General features: G+C 41.5%; 14 protein-coding genes and 1 pseudogene. 1 reads left to right on the forward strand and 14 read right to left on the reverse strand.

Annotation, left to right across the window (positions count from 1 at the left end; genetic code table 11):
- The first annotated feature begins 51 nt into the window (after window positions 1–51).
- Window positions 52–222: a hypothetical protein gene (locus MHB64_RS27205; RefSeq protein WP_156113190.1), complete on the forward strand. Its 171-nt coding sequence runs from the start codon at window positions 52–54 to the stop codon at window positions 220–222.
- 63 nt (window positions 223–285) lie between these two features.
- Here MHB64_RS27205 and MHB64_RS33945 read toward each other — a convergent pair whose 3' ends face one another.
- From MHB64_RS33945 to MHB64_RS27265, 14 genes and pseudogenes are all read right to left on the reverse strand, one after another.
- A complete protein-coding gene (locus MHB64_RS33945; RefSeq protein ID WP_094876920.1) occupies window positions 286–486 on the reverse strand; it encodes a dihydrofolate reductase family protein in 201 nt (66 codons plus the stop codon).
- Window positions 487–785: 299 nt separating this feature from the next.
- Window positions 786–1,232 carry a methyl-accepting chemotaxis protein gene (locus MHB64_RS33950; RefSeq protein WP_445671647.1) on the reverse strand — a complete coding sequence of 149 codons (447 nt, stop codon included), beginning with the start codon at window positions 1,230–1,232 and terminating at the stop codon, window positions 786–788.
- A 96-nt stretch (window positions 1,233–1,328) separates the two neighbouring features.
- A pseudogene (locus MHB64_RS33955) lies at window positions 1,329–1,784 on the reverse strand (protoglobin domain-containing protein); the annotation flags it as partial.
- A 233-nt stretch (window positions 1,785–2,017) separates the two neighbouring features.
- Window positions 2,018–2,671 carry a nitrite reductase gene (locus MHB64_RS27215; protein ID WP_341135784.1) on the reverse strand — a complete coding sequence of 218 codons (654 nt, stop codon included), beginning with the start codon at window positions 2,669–2,671 and terminating at the stop codon, window positions 2,018–2,020.
- The gene (locus MHB64_RS27220; protein ID WP_341135785.1) at window positions 2,672–5,104 is read right to left on the reverse strand and encodes a heavy metal translocating P-type ATPase; all 2,433 of its coding nucleotides are present in this window, start codon (window positions 5,102–5,104) and stop codon (window positions 2,672–2,674) included. It lies immediately after the preceding gene.
- Between the two features lie 201 nt (window positions 5,105–5,305).
- Window positions 5,306–5,635: a four-helix bundle copper-binding protein gene (locus MHB64_RS27225; RefSeq protein ID WP_094871080.1), complete on the reverse strand. Its 330-nt coding sequence runs from the start codon at window positions 5,633–5,635 to the stop codon at window positions 5,306–5,308.
- 105 nt (window positions 5,636–5,740) lie between these two features.
- Window positions 5,741–5,977, reverse strand: a complete 237-nt coding sequence (locus tag MHB64_RS27230; protein ID WP_094871082.1) for a glutaredoxin family protein — start codon at window positions 5,975–5,977, stop codon at window positions 5,741–5,743.
- 109 nt (window positions 5,978–6,086) lie between these two features.
- Window positions 6,087–6,407 carry a metal-sensitive transcriptional regulator gene (locus MHB64_RS27235; RefSeq protein ID WP_042131123.1) on the reverse strand — a complete coding sequence of 107 codons (321 nt, stop codon included), beginning with the start codon at window positions 6,405–6,407 and terminating at the stop codon, window positions 6,087–6,089.
- A gap of 73 nt (window positions 6,408–6,480) precedes the next feature.
- Window positions 6,481–7,491, reverse strand: a complete 1,011-nt coding sequence (locus MHB64_RS27240; RefSeq protein WP_341135786.1) for a cation diffusion facilitator family transporter — start codon at window positions 7,489–7,491, stop codon at window positions 6,481–6,483.
- A gap of 249 nt (window positions 7,492–7,740) precedes the next feature.
- Window positions 7,741–12,471 (reverse strand): S-layer homology domain-containing protein, encoded by a 4,731-nt coding sequence (locus tag MHB64_RS27245; RefSeq protein WP_341135787.1) that lies wholly within the window; start codon window positions 12,469–12,471, stop codon window positions 7,741–7,743.
- 294 nt (window positions 12,472–12,765) lie between these two features.
- Complete coding sequence (gene deoD, locus MHB64_RS27250; protein ID WP_094874689.1) at window positions 12,766–13,482, reverse strand: purine-nucleoside phosphorylase; 717 nt, start codon at window positions 13,480–13,482, stop codon at window positions 12,766–12,768.
- 266 nt (window positions 13,483–13,748) lie between these two features.
- Window positions 13,749–15,278: an alkyl hydroperoxide reductase subunit F gene (gene ahpF / locus MHB64_RS27255; protein WP_341135788.1), complete on the reverse strand. Its 1,530-nt coding sequence runs from the start codon at window positions 15,276–15,278 to the stop codon at window positions 13,749–13,751.
- Window positions 15,279–15,291: 13 nt separating this feature from the next.
- Complete coding sequence (ahpC, locus tag MHB64_RS27260) at window positions 15,292–15,855, reverse strand: alkyl hydroperoxide reductase subunit C (RefSeq protein ID WP_042192019.1); 564 nt, start codon at window positions 15,853–15,855, stop codon at window positions 15,292–15,294.
- 229 nt (window positions 15,856–16,084) lie between these two features.
- Complete coding sequence (locus MHB64_RS27265) at window positions 16,085–16,963, reverse strand: aminoglycoside phosphotransferase family protein (protein ID WP_341135789.1); 879 nt, start codon at window positions 16,961–16,963, stop codon at window positions 16,085–16,087.
- Window positions 16,964–17,090: the final 127 nt, after the last annotated feature.

Here is a 17,090-nt window from a genome sequence, read left to right on the forward strand (position 1 = left end):
AAAACTCAAACTACCTTCTCATACTATGGGGAGAATATGGAGGTGAATGTCATGCCAAAAAATAACGCCAGTCCCAAAGGTGAACCAGGCAAACATCAACCAAGTAAGAAAAACAATGCACAGAATAACAATAATTTTAATGAAGCGGCTCAGATGGTTAACATCGATAAAGCTGCCGATTATGTTCCCAGCTTAAACGGTGTTTCCAAAACCGACGTCTAAACCGCACTGTTAAACAAAAAAACACTCCTCAGAATATTCTGAAGGAGTGTTTCATTTCAAAGATTATATGCGATACGTTAAGCCTACTACACCGTTACTGTAAGCTTTTGAGTCCACAAGATGAAGTGGGACTTGATTCGTGATCTCGTCAAAAAGACGCATTCTAGAGCCAACGACTACGGGACAGATATTAAGCCTAAGCTCATTTAACAATCCATTTTGCAATAGGGATCTGACTAATTTCGGACTACCAGGGACCTGAATGTTCTTTTCAGGCTGTTTGCTTTAGCTTCATTATCTCCTCGAAGAGATTGCCCTTGATCAGGCTTGCAGGTTGCCATTCGAGCATGTCCTCCGTAATCGTACTGGAGACCAGATATTTGTCAGAATGGTTCAGGAATATTCAGGAATCTTGCCATGGGTAAATCGTCACCCTAATCCTGCTAGAATCTTTCTAGATGAATTTTCTGCATCTTGTTCATGATGATCTACAGGCACACTCATCACTCCTTGTACCAGAAATGAGTACTTAACACTCGATCCGCAATATAAGACATTCTTGATTATTTCAAGTTTTCTAACTCGACGGTCACTTTTTCAATCAGATTCACGAAGGAAGCCAGTTCTTGAGAGCCCTTCACCTGATCTCTGGAATACATGGAATTGTGTTCTGATTCTTTTTTCACCTTGGACAGTGTGGAGTTGATATTATTCAGCTTCTCATCAATCGTTCCTATTGAATCTTTAGAGCGGCGAGCTAACTTGCGTACTTCATTCGCGACGACTTCGAAACCTCTTCCGTACTCCCCTGCTCTTGCTGCTTCAATGGCTGCGTTTAAGCCCAAAAGATTCGTATGATCAGCCACTTCCCTAATCATTGTACCCACTTGATGAATAGACTCTACCTCTTTGTCGAGATATAACACAGTTTGATGTGTTTTCTCTTGATAATCAGCATTCTTACTAGCTAATTCCTCGATGGATTCACTGCTATCTTTCAGTTGAACCATTAAGGATACTAATTCTTGAACCGCAGAACTAACACCTGTAAGCAAGTGGTTTTGCTTTTCCAATAAATTTTCTATTTTTGCTTTTTCATCGACTTCGTAGGCTTCAAGAACCAACTGTGAATCCAGATTAAACATCTTGGTTAATGCATGTATGACGGGTTTCCAATCAGTCGGTAATATCCGTTCAAAATAAGCTGTAGCGAGATCTAAATATAATATGTAAGTACCCAAATACCAATTCGTTGTCAGACCAATACGCGAGTGAATTTTACCTATAAGCAGGCGTCTTTCAATAAAGGCTTCATCAATCACACCCGAGGCCATGGATAAAAAATACCACTGCTGTGTTTCCTTCAATCGATCAAGTGTACTGTGCTGTTCAATGATATGGAGTAGCTCAGGCTCCTCTATCATCTGCTTATACAATTCATCTACAAGGGAGCTTACGATTTGCTTGAATTCTTTTTCCTTCCCTTTCAATACATTTAAATCAGCCTCAGTAATCCCAATATAGCTAATTTGCTGTTGTCGCTCTAAACTAAGATTGATCATAGTTTGGTCAACTTCCCTCTCATTTTGTTTATATAATGATCATCGCATCTTCCATGCCATCCCCTATGGCATCTATTTATCTTGATAATAAAGGTATTATTTTTATAAATTTTAACACTTTATTTACTTAAATAGTTTATTAATTTTACAAACTTTGCATTTCGTAGCATTATTCTTAGATCACACAAAAAAGAGGAGCTCCTGTAAAGGAAGCCCCTCTTAACATTATAACCTTACCCCACAGCAACAACTTGTTGCAGTAATTCTATCGTCATCCGGTCAATGAATTTCCTGAATTTCTCTTTGCCTTTAGCGTTGGCCTTATAGTAGTTAATCAATGATAAAATTACTGGAATGATTTGATCTTCACTTAGCCCTGACCTAAGGGATTGTGCAATCGAAGTTTTAAGCCCTTTCGGTTCTCCTCCAACAAAAATCTCATAGGTATTACGCATTTTGACAACGCTAATGTCTTTCAGCAAAGGCTCACTAGTACCGAGTGCACAGCCCGCATAACCAATCTTCAGTGGCATAGGTGTTTCAATCCCTGCTATGGACTGATTAAATTTCTGTGCAACTGCCAGACCTGCTTCCTCAGCCCCTCTGCAGAAATTACAGGCAATCAGGCTTTTCGTGACAAAACCAGCTGAATATACTTCCAAGCCTAGAAGCTCAAGTTGTTCTACGATCTCTTTACGCTGTTCCAGAGGAACCTCCAAATAAAGCTGTTTAAAAGATGTCATTTCAATTTTTGCATTCGTCCCTAGAATAACTCCTATTGTAGCAAGCTGCTCTGGCGTAAACAGGCTTCCCCCCACTTGAATTGGAGGCGCAATTGCAATTTTCGTGACCTCACCCATGATCTCCGTCTCCATTCCTCTAACCATTTAGTTACGGATCTTCACACGTTGCAGACGTAGTGCATTAAGAACAACGGAAACCGAACTGAGAGCCATTGCCGCACCCGCTACCCATGGAGCCAAGAAACCAAGTGCTGCAATTGGGATGCCAAGTGAGTTGTAGCCAAGTGCCCAGAATAGATTTTGTTTAATATTAGTCATCGTTTTACGGCTCATGTAGATGGCATCAGGAATACTGGATAGATCGCCTCGCATTAAAGTAACATCCGCTGCTTCCATAGCCACATCCGTACCGGTACCGATAGCCATCCCAATATCTGCAGTTGCAAGGGCTGGAGCATCATTAATGCCATCGCCAACCATAGCTACTATCTTTCCTTGCGCTTGTAATTTTTTCACTTCCTCCGCTTTTCCTTCTGGAAGCACCTCAGCGCGTACATGATCAATGCCAACTTGAGCTGCGATGGCCTTTGCCGTACGTTCATTATCTCCGGTAATCATGATGACCTGGATGCCCATTCCTTTCAAGCGACTGACAGCAGCCTGAGAGGTTTCTTTGATGGTGTCCGCAACAGCTACCATACCCACGTACCCTTTATTTATAGCCACAAGCATTGCTGTTTTACCGGATTCTTCTAAAGTAGACATGATCTTATAAGCATGACTTGCCTCTACGCCGTATTTGTCCATGAGACGCCGAGTACCAATTAACAGCTCCTTGCCTTCCACGACAGCCTTAATCCCATACCCCGGTATCGCTTCAAAAGAGTCTGTCGCTGGCATTTCAATATTTCTTTCCAAGATGCCTGCGACAATAGCTTCTGCCAGTGGATGTTCTGAATTCTTCTCAGCTGCACCCACCAGTCTAAGAAATTCTGTCTCATTACCTTCGACCAAAATATCGGTAAGCTCGGGTTTCCCCTTTGTTACTGTACCTGTTTTATCTAAGATGATCGTGTCAATTTTATGTGTTTGCTCTAAATGCTCTCCGCCTTTGAACAGGATTCCCAGTTCAGCTGCACGTCCGGAACCAGCCATAATGGAGGTTGGTGTAGCCAGACCCAAGGCACAAGGGCAAGCGATAACTAGAATGGCGATTGCTTTTTCCAGAGCTCCTGCAAAATCACCCGGTGTTACGATGAAGTACCACACCAAGAATGCAATAACGGCAATCCCAACAACAATAGGAACAAAAATACCGGAGATAACATCTGCGACCCGTTGAATAGGAGCTTTCGAACCTTGCGCTTCTTCTACTACTTTAATAATCTGCGCAAGAGCGGTTTCTTTCCCTACTTTTGTGGCCTTAATTCGAAGCATACCGTTTTTATTAATCGTCGCTCCAATGACGGAATCTCCGGCTTTCTTTTCCACAGGAAGGCTTTCCCCTGTCAGCATGGATTCATCTACCGACGAGATCCCTTCCAGCACTTCACCATCTACAGGTACTTTATTCCCTGGACGAACAAGTACTATATCACCAGTAATAACTTCCTCTACAGGGATGCTTAATTCTTCACCGTCACGGACAACTAAAGCTGTCTTGGCTTGCAGTCCCATCAAGGATTTAATAGCTTCAGATGTCCGTCCTTTTGCCAAGGATTCGAACAATTTTCCCATTAGAACCAGGGTAATCAATACTGCACTCGTCTCATAATACATTTCTGGTCCATGATGCGCGCTCCCACCATTTGCAGCCCAAACTATGGTTAGGTACAAGCTGTAAAAAAACGCCGCCGAGGTCCCAAGGGAAACTAGAACGTCCATGTTCGCACTGCCGTTACGTATTGCTTTATAAGCACCGATGTAAAATTGTTTACCAATATAAAATTGAACTGGTGTTGCCAAAATCAATTGGAACCATGGATTCATAAAAAGGTCAGGCAGCCAAATCCACGAAGTAAACGAAAAGTGGCTCACCATAGCCCACAGTAATGGAAAGGATAGAATCGCGGAGATTAGAAGCTTGCGTTTTTGCTTGGTTAAATCTTGTTGTCGCTGTTTGGCTGGATCACATTGCTCTTGTTTGGGAACAGCCTTGTAGCCAAGCTTATCCACCCGCTTCTGCATATCAGATACAGAAACTTCAACGGGATTATATTCGACATGTGCTGTTTCCATCGCAAAGTTCACGTTGGCTATGCTTACACCTGGTAGCTTATTCAGAGTCTTTTCAATTTTCAATGCACAAGCAGCGCATGTCATACCTACAAGCTGTAAATCTACAGCTTCTTTAGCCGTGCTATACCCGAGCTTCTGAATACTTGCTTCCATTTTACTTACGTCCACTATACTCGGATCATAAGTCACTGTAGCCCTTTCCATTGCAAAGTTTACGTTGGCTTCTGTTACACCTTCTAACTTGTTCAAGCCTTTTTCTATGCGGTTTGCACAAGCAGCACAAGTCATCCCTGTGATTTGTAATGAAGTTTGTGATTGTCCCGCCGCCGCAGTAGTCATTATATAAACACCTCTTCCACTTTTGTGATGATTTCTATTGTTTGTATCTTCCTCTTCTTGACATTAGTATACCCCCCTACCCTATATTATGTCAAGCGACAAGCTATACACCAAACACTTAAAAAGGAGTCCTCTCAGTAACAGAATCCTGTTTCTGAGAAAACTCCTTCATGAATCCTCTCTGAAGAGAGTCCTACTGAGTTAAGCGGCCATTTCACGGCAAATTTTCGCACAGGCAAAACATGCTTCTGCACATTGCTGGCAATGATCATGGTCATGTTTTTGGCATTCGTTGCCACAAGCTTCACAAGCCTCAGCACAAGCTAAACATAAGGCCTTGGCATATTTACTATTCATTGAAAGGGCATGCGCAGTGAATCCGCATATATCTGCACATTCACGATCCAGGCGAATGCACTCCTTCATCATTGCTACATGATCTTCCTCCAGGCAAGATGAGTAACAGTGATTACAAGCTACCATACATTTTAAACACTCTTCAATACACGCTTTATAGTTTTGATGTGACATCATAAAAGCTCCTCTCAGGATGTAATTTAGTATAGTCCCCTACTCTATATATACCCAATCGTGAGCTAACTTATCATGCTCAAAGAAATTATCCGGAACTAAACACTAGACAAGTAACTGTTTCTCAATTTCTTGACGATTGAACACAAATCCGAAAAATACCTGATTGTTAATGAAAATGGTAGGAACCAGCCTTTTTCCAGTTCGATTAAATAACGTATCTGCATGGTCAGGATGATCTGCAATATTAAATTCAGAAAATGGAATATGATGCTCACTTAAGAACTTTTTAAAATTTCTGCAATCCTCACAAGTCGGTGTTGTAAATACCTCTACGTTCATATGGGTCGTCCTCCTTCAGTATATTTCCCAACAACACTAGTATACCCCCCTACACTATATATGAATCTAAATAAAAAAAGGATTCCAACGAATCCTTTCTATTATCAATTTATTTAATTAATTTATTGATAGTAATTAATAACTCATCTAACACTTCATTTTCACCATCTTGAATTCGTTCCACGACACAGCTCTTCATATGATGTTCTAACAAAAGTTTCCCTACGCCGTTCAAAGCAGATTGGACTGAAGAGATTTGATGCAGCACATCATCACAATAGGTGTCCTTCTCAATTAATCCCTTTAGCCCTCTCACTTGTCCTTCAATTCTATTGAGTCGGCTAACCAGGTTCTTTTTAGTCTTCTCAGAGTGATGACTTTTCCGTTCACCCGTGCTACATGATTCGTGCTCGTGCGTATGATCTTCCATGCACCAATCACTCCTTTCCATATAGTTTTATTATACTATACCCTCCCTAATCTATTCAAAATATAAAATATAATTAGACTTTCATCATTTCATGGGATATCACCGATGTCTCAATTTGAATAGTAGTATGCTGGATTTTGAAGCTTTCCGCTATTAACTGAATGGCTTGCTGCAAAATACGTTGATCATCTTCCTGATCTTTGATTAAGAGATGACAGCTTAGTGAATCAAGGCCTGAGGTAATTGTCCAAATATGAAGATCGTGAACATTTATAACGCCCTCGATATTTTCTAGAACTGCCTTCACCTCAGCTGGATTGACTGTAATCGGTGTACCTTCCATAAGAACATGAACGGTATGTTTGATGATTCCCCAAGCGCCTCTAAGAATTAATAGAGCAACTAGTACGCTTATAATTGGGTCGGCAATATACCAGCCAAAAATCATCATAACTAAACCCGCAACAATAGCCCCTACCGAGCCCAAAGCATCGCCAAGCACATGTAGATAAGCGCTGCGAAGGTTAATGTTATTCTTTACATCCCCTTTTCTCATAAGAGACCAAGCACTAGCAACATTGGCTAGTAGACCTATACTCGCGATCAGCATCATAGAACCACTTGCAACCGTAGGCGGCTCAAAGAATCGACCATAAGCTTCCACGATGATAAAACCAGCAACTACAAATAAGGTCACCCCGTTCAATAGTGCCGCTAGAATTTCAAACCGATGGAATCCATACGTTTTATTGGGAGATGCAGGTTTAGTTGCAAACCAGACCGCCACTAGGCTTAATGCTAAAGAGCTTGCATCGTTTAGCATATGCCCACTGTCCGATAGCAGCGCTAAGCTGTTAGTGACCAGTCCGCCAAAAAACTCCAAAAACATAATTCCTACCGTAATTATTAATGCAATCATTAGTCCTTTTTTGTTTCCGCTAGGATCAAAATGATGATGACCGTGAGGTCCGTGGGAATGATCGTGTCCTGCATGGGAATGATTGTGATCGCTGTGATCGTGATCGGAGTGTTGCACGTCTACATGTTCAATCTTAGGGTTGTGATTATTCTTGTTCTTATTCATGATTTACCTCCTATTTACCTTCAGCAAGATAGTATTTGTATGCGCGCACAGCGGTATTCAAAAAATCCAGATTATAATAACATATGAACAAGTGCTCATATGTTATTATGATCTGGATTTTTCTTCTTGTCAATAACAAAGCAGAAGAAGGACATCCTCAGCCAGAAGTCTCTGTCTAAGCTAATAATACAAAGAGGATCCTCCGCAGTTCTACCTGCATGGAGGATCCTCTGAAACCATAACCGTGAATTAAATCAAATCTGATTGTTGTAGTAATCTTTGAATGATAGCCGCAACTTCCGCTCTCGTAATAAAGGCTTTTGGCGCGAGTACATTTCCGCTTCTACCTGTGATAATTCCTGCTTGCAGAGTATCTGCAATGCCACTCTTAGCCCATCCCGATGCTTCAATCGCATCCGTGTAAGAGTGCAGCAGCTCACTCGCTTCTATGGAAGGAAGCTTAGCTTTCAATTCGGTAATAATCATAGCTTTAGCAATCATACTCATCGCCTGTTCGCGAGTAATTTTGTCTATTGGACGGAAAGCTCCATCTTCAAAACCATTGATTAGTTTATAGGAGTAAGCTGTCTGTACCGCATCATTATACCAATCTGAGATCTTTACATCTTTAAAGGTTGTAGTGCCGCTCTCTAACTTCAATCCCAATCCACGAACGATAATAGCTGCAAATTCTGCACGTGTAATTTCCTGACTAGGGTTGAACAACTCGTTGCCGATACCATTAATAACCTTACGTGATGCCATTTCATTAACAATATCCTTAGCCCAGTGGGTGGTGACATCATTGAAGCTCTGCGGATCTTGAACTATGAAATACGTACTGTTCGTTAAACTGTGTATTCTCGCATAACCTTTACCATCAATAACAACGATCTGCGTCGGTACATGACGGAACGTGCCTCCCGCTTCAAATACTAGTCCAGTTGTGATCTTCTTCAGGTCTACGCCATCCGCAAGAGGAATCGTTCTTTCTACATAAGTATTAAACTGAGTGACTTCAATAGTTTTCCCAGCGTAAGTAACCTTCACTGTGAAATCTAATGGCTGAGCTACCAGCGTTAGCCCTTCCTTTCCTGACAACATTTCTATCCTTTTCAGTACATCCGCAGTAGGAACAGAAATTGAAATTTGCACTTTCATATCTTTTAGAGCAATGCCTGTGCCAAACTGTTCTGAAATAGCACTGATATCAATCTGTGCTGCTGACAACGTATAAGTTCCTTTTGGAGTACGAATGATTAACTGTGCCTGTTTTTGCTCCATATTCTTGATAATTTGACCATTTAGCTCTCCAATGATCACATCTGAGGTAGCAGTTACAGGAATAGTTATAATTGCATTCTGACCTTCCTTGTCGATACGTTGCTCTATTTTCGCCTGATCCACAACAATCGTTGTAATCGTCTGTCCATTTTGCTCAGACACCGTTGCTGTTCCGGCATTTTCAACCTTACCGTTCACCAATACCTCAACGATATTACTTGATGGTGTTGGTGTTGCAGTTACAGTTGGAGCCGTTGTTGATGTTGGTGTTTGTGGTGTAGGTGTAGGTGTAATCTCAACCTCCGTTGATGACTTCGGTGTCACGGAGTTCGAAACTTCAGAGGCTACACTACTACCAGCGCTATTAATCGCTTTAACTGAAAACGAATAAGTTGTTCCATTCGCTAGACCTGTTACCGTTATTGGACTTGTTGCCCCAACCGTTACGATATTACCCGGAGAAGCAGTAACCTCATAATTCGTAATTGGGGTTCCCCCGTTCGAATCAGGAACTGCAAATGTTACAGTTGCCTCGCCATCTCCGGCTACTGCTATTAAGTCCGTAGGTGCAGATGGTGATGCTCTTGGTTTCGTGCTAACTTCGTTAGAAGCTGCACTCTCCCCTCCCGGATTGGATGCCTTAACTACGAAATAATAGGATTCGCCATTGATTAGCCCTGTCACATCATAGTTATATACCGATTCGCTCACCGTAGCTACTTTCGTCTCGTAGATTCCAGAAGAAATCCCCTGGTAGATAGTGTATCCTATTGCACCCTTCACCGGATCCCATGTTAAGCCGATGAGGCCATTACTTGCCACAGGTGAATGAAGGATTGGCGCACCTGGTGCTGGAACCTGAGGCGTTCTAGTTACTTCATTGGAAGCTGGACTGATACCGTCAGGATTAACAGCCTTAACAATAAAATAATAAGCAGTTCCATTAATTAACCCGACAGCATCATAACTGTTCTCAGAGCCACTTATAGTAGCTACCTCAGCTCCATAAACACCTGAAGCTGTAGACTGATATACAGCGTAACTATCGGTACCATATACGGGACTCCAAGTAATACGAATATGTCCGTTCCCTGCCGTCACAGTCTCAATACTTGGCGCAGCAAGTTCAGGCCAGGTAAGGTCAATAACTGCACTAGTAATCTCTGCATGACCTGTCGCATCAAACGCCAGCTGTGCTCCGGTAATTCCTGCTGCATTCGTAGCTCCCAGATCGGTAAACGTGACGATACCCGCTACTGCGGTCTGCGTCATATTCCCCGTCAGCGTCCAGCTTCCTGCATCCTTCTTCGAAACACTAACAACTGTACTGTTATCGCTCGTATTCACGTTACCGAACTGATCCAGCAGCGTAATGACTGGCTGCTTAGCGAAGCTGCCGCCATTCGTCTGCGGCGCACTTACCCCTGTGGTCAGCTTCATCGTCGCTGTGCTGCCTGCAACTGAAATTATGTTCAGCGCTGTTGCCGCTGGCGATGCTACGCCTGCTTGGCTGAACACCACAGCTTGCGCTCCGGCTTTGTTCAGCTTCAGGTTCACCTGAGCTACACCTTCAACGAAACTTACGTTGATTTTGCTCGGTGATGCCGTCAAAGCGGTCCCCCAAAAACTTCCGTACGTTCCGTCTGGTGCAGCACCATAACCCGCTACCGTCACTTCTTTGGTTCCGGTGAACGTTGTATCTGTATCGCCCAGCGAATTCTTCACTGTCAAAGTGATCGCATTATCCACACCTACAACAGGGGTTAAAGTCGCCGCTGTTGCGGTGAGGCTGTATGCTAGAGTAGGTCCTAGGTTTAAGGTCATTTTGGTAAAATGATCTCCCACGACCTTAAAATTATTACCATCATAAATGATGCCATTAAGATTAGAGGTAAGATCTGATGTTTCCTGAGTCCACGTGGATCCATCTGCCGAAGTGAATAACTCACCTTTTAATCCAACAGCCAGAAAACTCCCATTACCAAAGCTGATATTATTTAATGCATCAGCTGATATTGTAACCTTCGTAAAAGTTACCAAATCTTCTGTGGTTAGAATTACCGCCTGCTGACTAAGTGTATCTTCTCCAACCAGAATATAAGCTCTACCATCATAGGCAATTCCCTTTAAAGAGGTATTTGGAAAACCAATCTCTAAGGGCGTACCCCACTGTACACCATCTGATGATTTTGCTATAACAACATTATCGGGCTCATAGGTACTAGGATTGTAATTCATCCCGAGAGCTACAAATTGATTATTCAAGTAGGTTACTGTATTAAACGCATAATCCCCGTTCTTAAATCGCTCTGTCCATGCGTTTCCATTTACTGAAGAGTAAATTCCACCATAATCAGAAACAGCAACGTATTGATTTGCGCCAAAAGCGACGCCGCTTAAATTGTCCTGCACACCGCTATCTGTCACCGTCCAAGTGTCACCGTTAGTCGAGGTAACCACTTTGGCATTAAGATTGTAGTTTTCTTTATTTGTAACCGCAATAAACTTCCCTGCTCCATACGTGACCGCATTCATTCCCGGCAGCTTTGAGGAAGTGACATCATTCCATACTGCGGAGCTATTAGATTTGTAGATAGAACCATATTCCCCGGATGAGACGGCAATATAATTACCATCACCATCCTTAGCAATACTTTTCAGATTGCCGCTGACATTACTCCACGCCGATAGGTCAGAAGAAACCAGCAATCCGCTGCCCCCTGAGGCAACATATTTGCCATTTCCGTAAACCATATTGTTCACCATCATTGTTGTATGGGTATCCGAAGATGTCCACTGGGTGCTGTCCAACGGAGCCGCAGCAGATTTATAAATTACCCCTTGTCCATATAACAAATAGCTCCCATTTAAAGAAGCCCCCCCATAAAATTGCTTATTATCCCATGAAGCATCAACGGTCCAGTTAGCGCCGTCTGTAGAGGTAAATACTTTTTTAGCAAAAGGAGTCACGATATAACTAAAAAAACGATCCTTTAAATACATTACATTCGTAACAAAAGGCCAATTCGAATTATAGTAGTCGATCACTAGATTGGTTAAGGTAACCGTTGTCCAGTTGATCAGATCTGTTGAGGTGTAATAGACTGCATTGTTAGCAGAGACTACGTATTTGTTCTGTCCGTAAGCAATATCCGTTAACATTTGCATACCGAATATTGTATTGGTAGAAGTAATTCTTGTATCTGTCCAGACAACGCCATCCGAGGATTGCAGAAGAGTTACATCATAAGAAGGTGGATTGGTACCATTTTTATATACTGACTGCCATACAAAGAATTTTCCATTAACCGCTTTCAGTCTTTCCGGAGTGATCGATAACGTAGTTTTGGTCCAGCTTTCACCATCGGCTGACTTATATACTGCCTTTTCACTGCCATCGATAGCTAAGAACAGCCCATTAGCGAACACGATTGAGTTAAGCTTGGGACTTCCCACCTTTTTAGAGATAGACCAATCCACACCATTCGTTGAAGTAGATATTCCTCCTTGGCCCACCGCAACAAAAATACCATTGCCAAATGCAACACTGTTCAAATCTCCAGCTGATGTGGAACTTTGATCAATGATATTGCTATTGCTGGGTGCTGCATCCGTTACTCCAGGCATAAATAGAGAACTTACGATAGAAAATACTAAACTTATTGCTAATAAAAGATTGCCACTCCGCTTAAACACAAGTTTCCCCCTTTGGCATTACACCATAATATAAATCAACAGTTCCACCATATGGAAATTGAATGTCTTTTCTAAGCTTTTTAGCCATTTGGTTTGTTTTTTATATCGGTATAATCCGAGAGAATTATTATGAATTTAACATTAAATTTTGATTAAAAATGAAGAATCTTTTTATCGCGCACATGTGGTTTCCATGACTTTACAAATGAGAAAAAAACCTATTAAATATCAGGTCTTCATCCTGTATTCAATAGGTTTTTTATGAGAATGCACATAGCTTCTTATATTTTATTGTTAAAGAGAAATCGCTGCTTCTAATGCAACTTCCATCATGCTGTTGAAAGAATTTTGTCTTTCTTCAGCCGTGGTTACCGCATGAGTAACTAATGAATCTGAAATAGTAAGAATACATGCCGCTTGTTTACCTAATACTTTCGCATTATGGAACAATGCATAGCTCTCCATTTCTACACATACACAGCCATGTTCATTGTAAAATTCATTGTGGCCGGGCACGTTGTCTTCATGGTAGAATACATCGCTTGAATGAATTCTCGCCGTTAAAATTGGCTTGTTAATACGTTTAGCTGCTTCTTCAATGACTTCGTTCAATTCTTTACTTGGCAGCTGCACGTCTCCTTCTACACCACTTTGCACATAGGCGTATGTAGATTCACTCCAGGCACTATCTGCCAGTACCACATCAAATAAATTCAATTTATCTGTGTAGGCACCTGCACTACCGATACGAATGATGTTTTCCACACCATAATTTTTGTATAGTTCATAAGAATAAATACCGATACTTGGCATTCCCATTCCCGAACCCATTACTGACACTTCTTTACCTTTGTAAGTGCCTGTATATCCAAACATATTCCGTACCGTATTAAATTGGGTTGGATTTTCCAAATAGGTTTCTGCGATATACTTCGCTCTTAACGGATCTCCTGGCATTAATACTGTTTTGGCGATTTCACCATTTTGTGCTGCATTGTGCGGTGTCGACATAATTTATTCCTCCTAAGTTTGTTACTCAACTACTATCTTACTATACCATCCATGAATTTAAATATACGTTTAAAATATTCTTTTGTTATAATTTATTCGCAATTCATTTAGTTTCTGGAACATTATTTTGATTTCCTCCATCTTCTCTATCGAATTATCATTTGGTTCGTAATCCCCTTGATTTTATTTGCTCATTGGCGCATAAAAAAGCCCCCACTTTGTGAAAAGTGAGGGCTTTGGATCTTTGCTTTTATTAACCGTATCGATTAGTTACGGATCAGATAATCAAATGCACCTAAAGCTGCAGTTGCACCAGATCCCATCGAAATGATGATTTGTTTATAAGCACTATTAGTGCAATCGCCAGCAGCAAATACTCCTGGTACGTTTGTGGCACCATGGCTATCTACAACGATTTCGCCAACGCGAGTACGTTCAACCATGTCACCTAACCAATCTGTATTCGGAACCAGACCGATCTGTACAAATACACCTTGCAATTCGATATGGTGAGTTTCTTCTGTTGCGCGATCGATATAAGAAATACCATTTACCTTATCAGTTCCGGTAATTTCTTTCGTTTGCACGTTCTTAAGTACAGTAACATTAGGAAGGCTGTAGAGACGGTCTTGCAGTACAGCATCTGCTTTGAGCTCTGGAGCAAATTCCAGAACCGTGACATGCTTCACTATACCCGCAAGGTCAATAGCTGCCTCAATTCCTGAATTACCGCCGCCGACAACGGCAACATCTTTGCCTGCGAATAAAGGACCATCACAGTGTGGGCAGTAGGCTACACCTTTATTCTTGAATTCAGCTTCACCAGGCACACCCATATTGCGCCAACGAGCACCTGTCGATAGAATGACCGTCTTACTCTTTAGAACAGCACCATTCTCGAGTTCAACTTCAATTAAATCATTCTTATCTAAACGTGTAGCACGTTGTAATTTCATCACATCAATGCCGTACTCTTTCACTTGCTCTTCGAGTTTAGCCACTAGCTGAGGACCTTCAATGTAATTCACACTGATAAAGTTCTCAATACCAAGTGTGTCGTTAACCTGTCCGCCTAAACGTTCAGCAACAATACCTGTGCGAATCCCTTTACGTGCCGCATATATTGCTGCACTTGCGCCTGCTGGACCACCACCAACAACAAGCACGTCGTACGGTGCTTTGTTGTCAAACTCTGATGCATCCACAGTACTACCCATTTTAGCTAGAATTTCTTCAACCGTCATACGACCACTTTCGAAAAATTCACCGTTAAGGTAAACGCTTGGAACAGACATAATTTCTTTGCGCTCTACCTCTTCTTTGAACACTCCGCCGTCAATCATCGTATGGGTAATGCCGGGATTAAAGATACTCATTAGGTTCAGTGCTTGTACAACATCAGGGCAATTATGACAGCTTAGGCTGACATAAGTTTCAAACTTATATTCGCCACTAATGCCTTTGATCTGATCAATAACACTTTGCTCAACCTTAGGCGCTCTTCCGCTAACCTGCAATAGAGCCAATACTAATGAAGTAAACTCATGTCCAAGCGGAGTTCCAGCAAAGGTTACGCCCGTATCTTCACCTACACGATTTACGCTAAAGCTTGGGGTTCTAGGGAGTTCGGTTTTTTCAACCGTAATCCTAGCTGACATTTTGGCAATCTCATCAACCAGCGCTTCCATCTCTTCCGAAGCTTCGTCAGTGCCTGCACTGATTTTCAGTACTACGTCGCCTTCCAAGAGTTCTAGGTATTGCGCAAGTTGAGCTTTTATTTCTTGATCTAATTTCATTAGCTTTCGCTCCTTAAATCTTACCTACAAGATCCAGACTTGGTTTAAGAGTTTCTGCACCTTCAGACCATTTCGCTGGGCATACTTCACCTGGATGATTGCGTACATATTGTGCTGCTTTGATTTTGTTAACAAGTGCACTAGCATCGCGACCAATACCACCAGCATTAATCTCAACGGTTTGGATAATACCGTCTGGATCAATGATGAATGTACCACGATCAGCAAGACCGTCAGCTTCGATCAATACATCAAAGTTGCGGGAAATCACATGAGAAGGATCGCCGATCATGATGTATTTTACCTTGCCAATAGCTGCGGAGCTTTCATGCCATGCTTTATGTGTAAAGTGAGTATCTGTGGAAACGGAATATACTTCAACACCCAATTGTTTCAGGGTTTCATATTGGTTTTGCAAATCTTCAAGTTCAGTTGGGCATACGAATGTAAAGTCAGCTGGGTAAAAGCAAACTACACTCCATTTTCCTTTAAAGTTTTCTTCTGATACATCGATAAATTTCCCATCTTGAAATGCGCTTGCTTTGAAGGGTAGGACTTCTGTTCCGATTAGTGACATATTATTTAAATCTCCTTTAAGTTTTATTTTTTGTGAGCACAATATTCAAATCTGCAAACATCACATATCTGAATACTATTTGTAATTATTATAATTAACCAAATTAAGGCCTGTCAAGTTATTTATAATAATTCTAATATGATAATCGTTGTCAGTCGCTAAATGTTCATAAATTATCATACTTACGAGCTAGTATGGGTTAGTTTTTACGTTTTATGTAGAGCAATTTCTACAATTCAAAGTCATCTGCTATAGAATTAATAATAGTTAAGGATTCCTTTGCTGCCTTTTGGTTAGAAGATCGATTTCCATTATATGTAATTAATGCTTTCCATAAAGCCCATCCTCTTGCTCTGTTCCAAGTCCCTTCATCCATCTGTAATACATCCTTGAATACCTTTCTGCTATCCTTATCAAAAAAGTTCCAAGCCATTGCCGCATCACAAGCAGGATCGCCTACCCCCAAGATTCCAAAATCAATGACGGCGCAAATCCTCCCATTCTCAACCAAAATATTCGCTGGCGCAATATCACCATGAACCCAAACCGGCTGCGAATTCCGCTTAGAATCTAATGCCGTCTCCCAAATTTTTTTCAACTTACCTTCATTAAAAATATCTTTATTCTGTTCCAGTGCGTGTCTAGACTCTTCATCATACACCGCTAAAGATCCACCTCTATAGAAATTATGCGCTCCTGCTAAAGGTCCTCCACTAGCCTCAATAGATTGTAATTCGATTAAAAATGCTCCTAAATCTCTAGCGACTTGATTAAGATCATTAATATTTTGATACGTTAATGTTTCACCCTCTACCCACTTATTGATAGACCAAGGCCATGGATATGTTTCACTAGGCTCCCCTTTAGCTAATGGTGTTGAAATCGGTAGTGTAAGTTCTTTAGCTAAAATGGGCAACCATCGTTGTTCTTTCTCCACTTGTGGAGCGTAAGCTGCCGCACTGGGTAACCTCACGCTCATATGCTCGCCTAAATGAAACGTTCGATTATCATGCCCACTGCATTTTACCGGTCTAATCTCTAAACTGGACCATGCGGGAAATTGTTCATTTATTAATCTCGCAACTAAATCAACGGTAATTGTATTCATAAGACCCTCCCTATCCTAAGTTTTACTAGCCAATTTCGTAAGAGACATCTAATATTATGTTAGTCTTACTAGTATCTACTTGCAATCTCTGCATTTAGATCAGTCACAAAAGGGACAAGCTAAGAAA

It is taken from the genome of Paenibacillus sp. FSL K6-2859 (assembly GCF_038008265.1).
Lineage (GTDB): Bacteria > Bacillota > Bacilli > Paenibacillales > Paenibacillaceae > Paenibacillus_AQ > Paenibacillus_AQ nitricinens.